9 protein-coding genes are annotated in these 12,664 nt (G+C 42.3%); 8 read left to right on the plus strand and 1 reads right to left on the minus strand.

Features of this window, described 5'->3' with window-relative positions:
• Positions 1-82: 82 nt before the first annotated feature.
• Positions 83-2,203, minus strand: coding sequence for an acetate--CoA ligase family protein (locus ACTCNA_RS07750; protein WP_462947334.1), 2,121 nt, complete (start codon positions 2,201-2,203; stop codon positions 83-85).
• Between the two features lie 69 nt (positions 2,204-2,272).
• Between ACTCNA_RS07750 and ACTCNA_RS07755 the strand changes: the two genes are divergently transcribed.
• The 8 genes from ACTCNA_RS07755 to ACTCNA_RS07790 all read left to right on the plus strand — a co-directional run bounded on the left by ACTCNA_RS07755 (position 2,273) and on the right by ACTCNA_RS07790 (position 12,564).
• Entirely contained in the window at positions 2,273-3,085 is an 813-nt protein-coding gene (locus ACTCNA_RS07755) for a hypothetical protein (protein ID WP_462947335.1), read from the plus strand.
• A 115-nt stretch (positions 3,086-3,200) separates the two neighbouring features.
• On the plus strand, positions 3,201-3,725 hold the full coding sequence (locus tag ACTCNA_RS07760; protein ID WP_462947336.1) for a UpxY family transcription antiterminator: 525 nt from the start codon (positions 3,201-3,203) through the stop codon (positions 3,723-3,725).
• Positions 3,726-3,880: 155 nt separating this feature from the next.
• Complete coding sequence (locus tag ACTCNA_RS07765) at positions 3,881-6,217, plus strand: SLBB domain-containing protein (protein ID WP_462947337.1); 2,337 nt, start codon at positions 3,881-3,883, stop codon at positions 6,215-6,217.
• A 35-nt stretch (positions 6,218-6,252) separates the two neighbouring features.
• Positions 6,253-7,419 carry a Wzz/FepE/Etk N-terminal domain-containing protein gene (locus tag ACTCNA_RS07770; RefSeq protein WP_462947338.1) on the plus strand — a complete coding sequence of 389 codons (1,167 nt, stop codon included), beginning with the start codon at positions 6,253-6,255 and terminating at the stop codon, positions 7,417-7,419.
• Positions 7,420-7,514: 95 nt separating this feature from the next.
• On the plus strand, positions 7,515-8,051 hold the full coding sequence (locus ACTCNA_RS07775) for a hypothetical protein (RefSeq protein ID WP_462947339.1): 537 nt from the start codon (positions 7,515-7,517) through the stop codon (positions 8,049-8,051).
• 56 nt (positions 8,052-8,107) lie between these two features.
• The gene (locus tag ACTCNA_RS07780) at positions 8,108-11,338 is read left to right on the plus strand and encodes a UvrD-helicase domain-containing protein (RefSeq protein ID WP_462947340.1); all 3,231 of its coding nucleotides are present in this window, start codon (positions 8,108-8,110) and stop codon (positions 11,336-11,338) included.
• A 44-nt stretch (positions 11,339-11,382) separates the two neighbouring features.
• Positions 11,383-11,826, plus strand: a complete 444-nt coding sequence (locus tag ACTCNA_RS07785; protein WP_462947341.1) for a DUF4293 domain-containing protein — start codon at positions 11,383-11,385, stop codon at positions 11,824-11,826.
• A gap of 9 nt (positions 11,827-11,835) precedes the next feature.
• Positions 11,836-12,564 (plus strand): nucleotidyltransferase family protein, encoded by a 729-nt coding sequence (locus ACTCNA_RS07790; RefSeq protein WP_462947342.1) that lies wholly within the window; start codon positions 11,836-11,838, stop codon positions 12,562-12,564.
• The last annotated feature ends 100 nt before the right edge of the window (positions 12,565-12,664 follow it).

The raw sequence follows: 12,664 nt of genomic DNA on the forward strand, positions 1-12,664 counted from the left end.
TTCCCTTCTCTCTTCACTGCCAACTGATCACCGATCACTGATCACTTCTTCCCTTCTCTCTTCACTGCCAACTGATCACCGATCACTGATCACTTCTTCTCTTCTCCACCCTTATCCGCGCATCCACGGCCAGAATCTCTTTTTCATTGCCGAGCAACGGATTAATATCCAGTTCTTTGATTTCAGTAGCAAACCGCAGCAGACTTGAAAGCCGCACCATAATATCGGCAAACTGCGGAATGTTAATGCCTTCCTTTTTCCGGTAGCCCTTCATCAACTTGTAAGATTTGAGTTGTTGTAACATCGACATCGCCTCATCATGACTCAGCGGTGCCAAACCAGATGCCACATCTTTGAGTACCTCCACATAAATTCCGCCCAGACCGCACAATACAACATGTCCGAAATTCTTTTCGTAAGTGGCTCCAAGGAAGAGCTCGGTTCCTGAAGCCATCTGCGCAATAAGCACTCCTTCAACCCCCTCTATTTCATTCAGGTGGTGAAATTCTTTCCGCACTTCTTCCGCATTCCTGACGTTAAGCACAACACCTCCCACATCGGTTTTGTGAACAGGTCCAACTACTTTCATCACTACCGGAAACCCTATTTTCATAGCGGCCAGCACGGCTTCCTTCTCATTCTTGGCCACAATTTCTTCTACCCGCGGAATTCCTGCAGCATCAAACAACCGGTGAATAATTTCAGGAGGCTGATAACCGTTTTTGGACTCGTTCAGAATTCTTCCGATGGCATCTATATTTATACCTTTCACATAAATCTCGTCCGAAGCCGGTTCTGGCGTTTGAATCACTTTGGTAAGCGCCTTTCCAAGCAAAACTTCGTCGGGGAAATTCACATTTCCGTGCGACAGAAAATAGGCAACATCTTCTTTTACATTTATAATGGACGGCAAAATCGGGTAAACCGGTTTTTTACACGTCTGCATTTTTTTATCGAGCACTTTGTACACATCGCGAATGGGAAAAAGACCGGGACTGCCAAAAATTACCGCCATCCCGTCCACATCGAAATCATTCTCGCAGGCATCCACAATTTCACTCAACTGCTCTGCGGTTCCGGTAGCGAGGAAGTCGATGGGATTTTCGACGGAAGATCCGGGGAAAAGTTTTTCTTTGAGTGCTTCCTTTTCGGGGGAATCGTCAATCCGCGGAATCTGCAGACCGCCATCTTCCAGCGCATCGGTGAGCATCACGCCCGGACCGCCGGCATGGGTGATAATCGCCAGCTTCTCCCCTTTCAGCTCCTTGCACATAAACACATTGGCCACGGTTGTCAGCTCTTCGCGTCCGTAACAGCGAACAATTCCGGCTTTGCGGAAAAGCGCTTCCACAGCGGCATCCGAACTGGTGAGCGCCCCGGTGTGCGACGAAGCGGCGCGGCTGCCTGCCTGCGAACTTCCTGCTTTTATGGCCGCGATTTTACACCCCTTTTTAATCAGCGAAGAGGCATGATAAAGAAGTTTATCGGGGTTGTCAATGTTTTCGATGTAAAGCAGCTTCACCCGCGAACTGGCATCTTCATCGAAAGTTTCATCGAGGTAAGCCAGCACATCTTCCACACCCGTTTGTGCGCTGTTGCCTACCGAAAACACATTGGCAAAACGCAGGCCTTTGGGAATTCCGGATTCCATGATAAACACCGCGGTTGCGCCCGAGCCCGAAATAAAATCGCAACCTTCGGGTGTCAGTTTCGGAACTGGCGTGGTAAACACACTGGCATGATGCGGAGTCATTACCCCAATGCAGTTGGGACCAATTAAGCACGCATTGTGCCGGTTCACTACATCCACGATCTGCTGCTCCTGCTTTTTGCCTTCCTTACTAATTTCTCCAAACCCGGCTGAAATAATGATAAAGGCCTTTGTTGATTTTTTTTCAGCCAAAACTTTTACCATATCGAGGCAAAACTGCGCGGGAATAGCAAGAATAGCCAAATCGACTTGTGGCAAATCATCTGCCTGCCTGTAGGACTTCATTCCCTGAATTTCCGGATCTTTTGGATTTACCAGGTATAATTTTCCGGGAAAAGAATGCTCGAGCAGGTTCTTCACGATTTTACCTCCCGGTTTCGAAATATTATTGGAAGCGCCTATAACGGCAATACTGTCAGGACGAAGTAACTTTTCGTTTATCATGAATGCAATTTTATTTCCTGTAAAATTAGACAATTCTGAAACAACCATTCCTGATATTTTTCAACCCAACTTTATAATTCTTTCATTGAATTGGCTATTTTTAGCCAAACTTCAATAATGAGTGAAAGCAAAGAACAAAAAATAGCGGTTTTAATACCCCTCACATCTTCTGATAAAACACTCATTTTAAACGGGATAAAAATTGCAGCGATTTTCCAAAAAGAACTTTGCCTGGTTTTTCATTGCAAAAAAAGAGACTCGAAAAAGCGTGCGATTTTCAAACAAAAATCAGATGAATATCTGGCTACTGTAAAAAAAGAAATACCGTCGCTAAAATCATCGAAGTTGATTATTACCGGCTCGGTTGCAGAAATTCCTGAATTGCTTGCCGACGATTTTGAAACCATCATGCTGGTTGCTGATGCCAAAAATTACAGCCATTTAGCAAAGGCAGTAACAGAAAGTCCTGTTCCTTTTCTGTTTGTTGACACGGAGAATAGTCCATCTGATTTCAAAAAAATAGTTCAGCCGCTTGATTTGAGAAAAGAGAACACTGACAGTTCGTTATGGTGTTCGTGGTTTGGCCGTTTTAACGGCTCCGAAATTATTTCGGTGGCTGCAAACGATAAAGACAAAAATGATATGAAACAGGTTGCTCAAAATGTATTATTGGCCAAAAAACTATTCAGCAAGTTTAGTATTACACATAAAATTTATAAAGGCCGTAAATCAAGCCTGGGTAATTCTTTTGAAGCGTTGGAACTGGCAAAATCATCGGGCAGCGATCTGTTTGTTGTTTTGGGCAGTTCGGTAATTACGCCACTCGATAAGCTCATCGGGCTGCCCGAAAAAAAAATCATCAGGCAAGCCCGGGGCCTTCCGGTGCTTTTGGTGAACCCCAGGCGCGAAAACTATATATTATGCGACTAACAGAAAGTCAATCAATAGCGATTTTTCAATGATTCTTATAAAATATTTCAGCTAACAAAACCGACTTATTTTTTAATTTTGTACCATACAACAGAATTGTCTGAAAAAATAATTCATGAGCACGACAAATAACCCGGCCAACCCAAAAGCCTGGTATGTAGTATATACCCGCTCGCGGGCAGAAAAAAAAGTGTATGCTGAACTAACAGCACAAAATATTGAGTGTTTTTTACCCTTACAGAAAAAACTGCGCCGGTGGAGAGACCGTAAAAAATGGGTTGAAATACCTGTAATAACAAGTTATTGTTTTGTGCACATTACCCGAAAAGAATATGACCGCGTATTGCAAACCGACAATGTGGTTTGCTTTATAACTTTTGAAGGGAAGGCAGCAATTGTTCCCGACCAACAAATGGATGCACTGAAAAAAATGATGAAACAAACCGATTTTGAAGTATCGGTTACTCCGGATAACTTTAAGCCCGGGAAAAAAGTTGAAATTATTGCCGGTCCGCTCGTTGGAGTGCAGGGAGAACTGGCAAAATTTAAAAGCAAAAACAGGTTCATCATCCGAATTGAACAAATTGATACCGTTTTTTCAGTTGAAGTGCCGGCAGAAAAAATTACTTCACTGCCCTAAGAGAACTTTGGCTACTTTTGAAAGTCATTTAAACAGAAAAATTAATTCAATTCACCTGTTTTACATTATTTAAAAAATTATTTTTGCCTTTTGTTTGTGAAACAGTTTTTTAATATTTATTGATAGAAACCAATTGCCAAAAAAATTATAATATTATGGAATCCCACTCAAGAAAAATACTTCTTTTGTTCTTGTCAGTATTTTTTGCAATTAGCTCCATTGCCCAGGATATTCGTTCGGTTGATCCAAAAACATTGCCCGAATCGGATGTAAAAAGAGTTGAGGAAGCCATCAGAGAGGCCGGACTTTCGCCAACAGAAGCGGCCAACATGGCCCGCCAGCGTGGAGCTTCGGAGCAACAAATCAGAGATATGCAGCAGCGACTGATGCAACAAAGCTCATCCGGTGACCAACTCACTTCAGAAACTTCAGAAGGTGAAGAAGAAACAACTGATTCAGAAGCAGGTTCAGAAACAGGGGAACTAACACAACGTCAGGCACCCCAGGAATCTTCCAGCCCAATTTTCGGATCATATCTCTTTAACAGTACCAACCTTACCTTCGAACCCAGTCTGAACATTCAAACCCCAAAAAATTATGAAATAGGAATTGGCGACCAGATAATTATCAACATTTGGGGAAATTCTCAAAATAATTATCAGCTAACGGTTAATACCAACGGGCAGATTATGATACCGGACGTAGGACCGGTTTATATTGCCGGAATGACATTTAAAAATGCCGAAACCAAAATAAAACAGCGGCTTACCGAAATTTATGCCGACATGGGCAGTGACAACCCGCAAACATTTGCACAGGTGAACATGGGCCGACTTCGCTCCATAAAAGTAAACCTGGTGGGTGAAGTTACTGCCCCCGGAACTTACACATTACCCGTTACAGCTACTGCGTTTAATGCTCTATATTTATCAGGAGGGCCTAACAACATCGGTTCGTTCAGGAAAATAAATATAATCAGGGATGAAAAAGTTTTCAAAACCATTGATATCTATAAATTCCTGATAGATGCGGATATATCTGAAAACATCCGGCTGAAAGACGAAGACATTATTTTTATTCCCCCTGCTGAAAAAAAGGTTACCATTTCGGGTGAATTTAAACGAAATGGAATTTTTGAAATGAAAGAGGGTGAAAACCTGAAAGATGTTGTCCGGTTTGCAGGCGGTTTTACTGATGATGCCTACTGGTCTGATTTGAAAATTTACAGAAAAACACTTGATGGCAGGGTTATAGTTGATGTCCCCTTTGTTGAAATGCAAAATACCCCATTACACGACGGAGACAGGGTAACAAACGGAGAAGTTTATGAGTTGTTTAAAAACAGGGTTACCATTACCGGAGCTGTTTTTCGCCCCGGAGAGTACGAATGGAAAAAAAACATGACCCTGAAAGACCTAATATATAAGGCCGACAGCCTGAAAGGGAATGCTTTTTTAAACCGCGCAATAATCACCCGCCTGAACAGTGACTCTACCCGCAGGACTCTCTCATTTGATTTGAATTCTATTCTCAGCGGAGAAAATACGATATTGCTTAACCCTGAAGATTCCATTCAGATAAAATCGCTTTTGGATTTGAAACAAACCCCATACATTAGTGTAACTGGCGAAGTGTTGGAACCTGGTGATTTTCATTTTGCTGAAAGCACAACCCTTGCCGATGCAATTTTCATGGCCGGAGGATTCACAGAGGCAGCCGACAGTTCATACATTGAAGTTGCCCGAAGGCTTTCGTACGAAGAGGCAGCAGAACTGACGGAAGAGATGGTGCATATTTTTACTTTTGACCTGTCACGCGATTTGAAAAATAACGAGGGGGATGCCAACTTCACGTTAAAACCTTTCGATCAGGTTTCAGTAAGGCGCGCACCTTCGTTCCTCGAAAATGCATCTGCTATGGTAAGAGGAGAAGTTAAATACGAAGGCAATTTTGCAATACAACATAAAAACCAGCGCATTTCCGACTTGATTGATATGGCTGGTGGATTAACGCCCCAATCATTTTTAGAGGGCGCTACTTTTTCGCGCGTTACTGAAGAGTTAGGAAGTGAATTCATCGCTATTGACCTCCAAAATATCCTCGACAATCCCGGAGGTCCTCAGGACTTGCTACTACGCGACGGTGATATTCTCGATATTCCCGAAGAAATGCAAACCGTGAAAATTACAGGCAATGTTCAAAACCCGTTTTCAGTTACCTACGAAGAAGGCAAATCACTAAAATATTATATCGACAGATGCGGCGGTTTTTCAACCGATGCACTGAAAAGAAAAGTATATGTGCGTTATCCCAACGGGGCAACTTCATCAACCAAAAGTTTTATCGTGAAAAACTATCCCGAAGTACTGCCCGGCAGCCAGATTGTTGTCCCGGCAAAACCTGAGCGTGAGGGGGTTTCAACTTCAACGTGGCTGTCAATTGCCAGTACATTCTCCTCCATAGCCGTTGCCATTGCAGCCGTGTTACGATAATATTTTTGAAATTTCGAATTTGAATTACCTGTAAAATGAACGAAGAAAATAAAAATACGCCGGTTGCCGAAGAGGATGAAATTGATTTGATTGCCCTGGCAAAAACCATATGGGAGCACCGAAAATTCATTATTAAAACAGTTATTGTTTTTGCTGTTATCGGCGTGATTGTGGCACTGGTTTCCCCGCCTCAATATACCGCATCTACCAAAATGGTCCCACAGAGTACAGGAGGAAGCTCAAGAACAGGCGGACTCTCCTCCCTCGCTTCCATGGCAGGTATAAACCTGAACATGAACCAGAGCACCACTGAACTGCTGCCGCAAACTTACCCGCAGATTCTGCAAAGTGTACCTTTTCAGCTTGAACTCATGCAAAGCAAATTCATCTTTTCGGATGTTGAGGAACCGGTTACCCTTTTCGAGTATTACACCGAATACAGCAAACCCGGAGTTCTTTCCCTGGTAAAAAAATATACCATAGGATTACCGGGTGTTATCAGCAAAGCCATAAAAGGTGATGAAGAGGAAACTTCAGCAGTTGAAACTCAAGATGGAAATACGATCCGGCTTACAACAGAACAAGAAGAAGTCCGCAAAATTATTTCAGATAACATTTCACTCGAAATAAACGATAAAGATGGTTATATTCAGTTAAGTTCCAGTTTTCATGAAGCCGAACTTTCGGCTGAGGTCGCCCAAAAAGCACAGGAATTGCTACAGGAATACATCACCGATTTCAAAATTGAAAAGGCATCGGAACAATTGGATTTTATTGAAGAACGGTACCAGGAAAAGAAAAAAGAATTTCAGGAAGCACAGGCCGCCCTTGCAGCTTTCCGCGACCGCAACAAAAACGTTACCAGCGCCATGGCCCTTACCGAGCAGGAAAGGCTCCAAAACGAATACCAACTGGCTTTTGAGGTTTACTCAAACCTGGCCCAGCAACTCGAACAGGCACGTATTAAAGTTAAAGAAGACACACCTGTATTTTCGGTAATACAGCCTGTTACTGTTCCACAGGAACGCACCAAACCCAAACGAAAAATTATTTTGATTATCTGGATTTTCCTGGGCGGTATTGTTGCCATTGGGTGGGTTTTTGCCAGCCAATACATTGAAACTGCCAAAGAGCACTGGAAAGAAATTGACACGGGCAAAAAAGGCAACAACAATTCACTAACTGAAAATTCAGAATCCTGATACTACGAAAAGGTGGCTTCCGTTCTCCATTCTTCGGGATTATTTTTAATTTTGAAGATGACAATAATAAAGAAGTTTAAAGGAAGGAGCCATTTGTGAAACGTTTATTGTTCATACTATTCACCATCACTATTTACAATGTATCAGCCCAGGAAACGCTGATGCCGTTGCTTCCTGAACAGGATTCACTGCAAATGGAAACCGAACGGCAGTTGATGTACCGGAATTTACTCCAGGGTAATACGCCCACGGGAGAATTGATGGAATTTCAAAAACTGCCGGAGTTTGATTTCGAACAGGAGCTGACCAACCGCTGGAACTACAATCTATCTGAATTTTCATTTTACCAGGGGAACTTCTTCGGACCAGGTTTTGGAGGAATTTCGTCCTCACCATTTTTACGCAATGCAACTATATTTAGCGAAGGCAGCTATCAGGCTGGGAAAAACTTCAGACTGGGAGGTTACAGTTTTGGAGGAAATTCGGTCATTTCAGCCCCCTTCCCCAGCCAGGGACTGAACAATTTTGACACCCGCGGCTCAACGCTTTTCATGCAATACAACGTTTCCAAAAACTTTAAAATTGAAACCAAAATAAGTGTTTCGCAGGGACCGCAAAATGATTTCAGATAAGTAAATACTCACATCAAATGCCCTGAAATTTGAACTTAAAATCTAAAAAATAAAACATGCTCACGGTATATAAAGCATCCGCCGGTTCCGGCAAAACATTTCAGCTGGTAGCCGAATACCTCAAACTGCTGTTGAAAAATCCGTTCAACTACAAACACATCCTTGCGGTTACATTCACCAACAAAGCCACCAACGAAATGAAAAGCCGCATACTTGGGCAACTCAATGTGCTGGCCGGCAACCAACCTACTGATTATACCACTATACTGGAAAATGAAACTTCACTCTCTGAAGAAGTTATCCGCCAACGCGCACGGCAGGTGCTGAAAAATATCCTTCACGATTACAACCGGTTTTCAGTAAGCACCATCGACTCATTTACCCAGCGGATAATTAAAGCTTTTAACCGCGAAATGGGCATTTCGCCCCAGGTTACCCTTGAACTTGACGATGATTTGTTACTGGAAGAAGCAACGGACCGGCTACTTGAAAAAATTGACAGCGACAGGCAACTGCGAAAATGGCTGGTAAGTTTCAGCGAAGAAAAAATTACCGATAACAAAAGCCAGCAAATTGAAGATGACATAAAAAACCTGGGAAAAGAACTGTTTAAAGAAAAGTTCCAGTTGTTTTTCCCGGAAAAGGAAAATTCTGTTTACACCCGCGAAAACCTGAAGGAATTCAGAAGCGAGCTGAATAAAATAATCATCTCGTACGAATCGGAATTAAAACAAAAAGGTGCTGAATGCGTCAGGCAAATGGAAAACGCCGGCCTTGAACCCGATGATTTTTCAGGGAAGAGTCGAAGTATTGGAAATTTTTTCCTGAAACTGGCTGCCGGGGAACTACCCAATTTCACCAAAACAATTGAGGACCATGCAGAGGAAATTGAAAAATGGTACACCGCCAAAAGCCCGAAAAAAGAACTGGTTCGGCACGTAGTTGAAACCACTCTCCAGCCACTTTTACAGGAAATTATTGCATTCAAAAACAATAACGAAATCCGCTATTTTTCTGCTATTGAAGCAAACAAACAGCTCCGGATGCTCGGAATCCTGACCGACCTGAAAGAAGTAATCAGGGAGCTGTTGCACGAAAAAGGAGTACTACAACTTTCCGACTCCAACTTGCTTTTAAGCAAAATTATTGGCGAAAGCGATTCGCCATTCATTTACGAGAAAATCGGGAACCAGTTCAGTCATTTTATGCTCGATGAATTTCAGGACACCTCGGCGTTGCAATGGAATAATTTTAAACCGCTGGTGGCCAATTCACTTTCTGAGGGGAACACCAACCTGCTGGTGGGCGATGTAAAACAGTCGATTTACCGGTGGCGAAACAGCGACTGGAACATCCTTGACGAACAAATCAACACCGATTTTCCACATTTTCAACCCGAAGAAAAGCCACTCAAAAAAAACTGGCGCAGCCGGCAAAACATCATCAATTTTAATAATGCCGCAATTGGCCAGCTGAAACAAACATTCGAAAACTACCTGCTCACTGATATTAATAATGAAAAATTCAAAAACAAGTTTTCATCCATTTACGAGCATTTTGTCCAGCAGCCCGGTAAAACCGAAACGAACCCCACCGGACTGGCACAAATTAATTTTCTTGAAAAAGATGATTTTGAGAAACAATCGGCCGAATTGCTAATTGAGCAGGTAAAACAACTGCAGGATAATGGGCTGCGGGCAGCTGATACGGCAATCCTCATCCGGACAAACAAGGAAGGAACAAAAATTATTGAAACCTTTGTTGAAGCTGCCCAAAAACAGGAAAATACCGGTTACAATCTTTCGGTCATTTCAAATGAATCGCTTTTCCTGTTCGCTTCCAAAGGCGTTAATTTCATCATTTTTATTATTGAATTGCTGGTTGACCCCGACAATAAAATTGTAAAAGCAGCCCTGCTAAACTTATGGCTCTCCTGGCTGAAACCGGAATTGGAATCCAATGGCCAACAAACAATTCCCGGTATCCGGGAAGAAAAATGGCAACTCGATACTGATTTCGAACAAGTTTTTGAAAAAGAGCTACAGCCTGCAATTGAGCGAGTAAAATCGAAAGTTTTGCTGGCTTCACTCGATGAGTCGGTAATGGAAATTGCTTCCCTCTTTGGCCTTTTTCAAATGAAATCGGAGCTCCCATTTCTGCAGGCCTTTATCGACCAAACAGCAGACATTAAGATTTCAATTTCAAACGACCTCTCCAACCTGCTGCACTGGTGGAACGAAACCGGCTACAAAAGCCCGGTGAGCGTGAATGAAGATGTAGATGCCATCAGGTTGCTGACGGTTCACAAAGCAAAAGGACTGGAGTTTGAAGCTGTTCTGCTGCCCAATTTTAACTGGTACAGCTCATGGAAAGGAAACCAGGCGCCCATTTTATGGTGCACCCCTGAAACAGGGCCCTTCAACCGTTTTCCGTTGCTTCCGGTAAAGGCTACACAGACTTTGGAAAAAACAATTTTCAGCAACGATTATTACGAGGAAAAACTAAACGCTTATATTGACACGCTGAATTTGGTTTATGTGGCATTCACACGGGCCAAATCAGTTTTAATGGTGAACGCAGAACACCCCGATGAGAAAAACAATTCAAAAGGCCCGGGAAAATCAATCAACCATCTTTTAAAATTCGCTTTGGAGCAACTGGAAGACACCTCGTTTGCAGATTGCTGGAAAGCAGAAAATACCCAATTCAGTTATGGGGACCTTCCGGTTTTTGCTGCAAAACAAGCCTCCTCCGACTCAGAATGGATCGCAAAATATCACTTTAACAATTTTGGCGAAAGAATAAAACTGAGGCTGAACAGCGAAGATTTTCTGATACCGGGCGAGCTCCATCAATCAGTAAAAAACACCGGAAAACTGGTGCACGAAATCCTTTCAGGTATTGAAACATTTGATGATATTGATGCAGCTTGCCAAAAAGCTCAAAACGAAGGAAAAATTAATGACGAGGAAGCAGCCGAAATAAAAAAGAAACTGACAGAAAGCATTCAAAATTCACAAACAATTCACTGGTTTAACGGGAGTTACAAAGTACTAAACGAGCGGGAAATTATCTCATCAGGACAGCTGTACCGCCCGGATCGCATCATGATTTCTGGAGAAAATGCAGTGGTTGTAGATTACAAATGGGGCGAAAAAATTCCCGGAAAATATAACAAACAGGTGAGCCGCTACGTCCAACTGCTCCGTGATTCCGGCTTCAAACAAGTGGAAGGATTTTTATGGTATATCAATCAGGACGAAGTGGAAAAAGTGTGTGAGATATGATTGCTAACAAGGAAAAAAACTATTTTTGCAGAAAATTTTAAAACATGATTCAACGAATTCAAACTGTATATTTACTGGTTGCCGGCTTGCTAACCGCTACCCTTTTCAAACTCGATTTTGCTGAAATACTTGTAAATGATGAGCTGCATATTTTTAATGCAAAAGGAATTTTTAATGGTGAGAATATAATTTTCGACGGCCTGCCGGTAATGGTTTTTATCGGCCTGATTACACTGCTGCATTTTGTGGCAATTTTCATGTACAAAAAACGCATCCGGCAAATTCGGATGGTCGTTTTTACCATCATTTTGTTACTCGGTCTTTTTGGATTATTTTTCTATTTTACTTATGCTGCTTTCAGCAATGCGCAAGTGGCTTATAAAGTGCCCATGGCATTTCCACTGGTTGCCATCATTCTCGATTATCTGGCCATTCGTGGTATCGGGAAAGATGAAGCACTAATCAGAAGCCTGAACAGGATTCGGTAAAACGCTGCTATGAAAGCAATGATTTTTGCTGCTGGCCTCGGATCCAGGCTAAAAGAAGAAACCCAAAACAAACCCAAAGCATTGGTTGAAATCCGAGGAAAAACATTATTGCAACATGCCATTGAAAAATTAAAAAAGGAAGGCATTTCAGAAATCGTGGTGAATGTGCACCATTTCGCTGATTTGACGATAAATTTTATTGAAAGCAAGGATTTCGGCCTGCCAGTAACAATTTCCGACGAAACCCTTGAATTGCTTGAAACAGGAGGCGGTCTGAAAAAAGCAGCTCCCCTTTTAACCGGAATTGAACCGGTTCTCCTCTACAATGTAGATATCCTGACCAACCTTAATATTCGGGCGGTGACGGAAGAACATAAAAAGTCAGGTGCATTGGCAACACTGGTTGTCAGAAAACGAAAAACACAGCGCTACTTTAAATTCGACCAAAACCAGCGACTGGTGGGATGGATCAATAAAAAAACCGGGGAAACCAAAATTTCGTTACCTGGAAATTTTGAAGACGCAAGTGAAATGGCATTCAGTGGAATTCATGTTATCAGTCCTGAAATTTTCAATTACTTTCCCCGCCAGCAGCGTTTTTCAATTACCGACTGGTACCTCCAGCTGGCAAAAAATCACATCATAAAAGGCTTTTTCGACGTGTCAGATTTTTGGATGGATGTGGGCAAGCCTGAACAGTTGGCCGAAGCGAGAAAAATATTCCATAACTCGAAGTAAAGAATTTTTCTCCATCAAAAACATTATTGGAAAAGTTGACAACCGCATAAAAAAGAAAAGAGCAGGCCGTAATAAGCCTGCTCTTTTGTGCATTAATTCT

It is taken from the genome of Tangfeifania sp. (genome assembly GCF_055108615.1).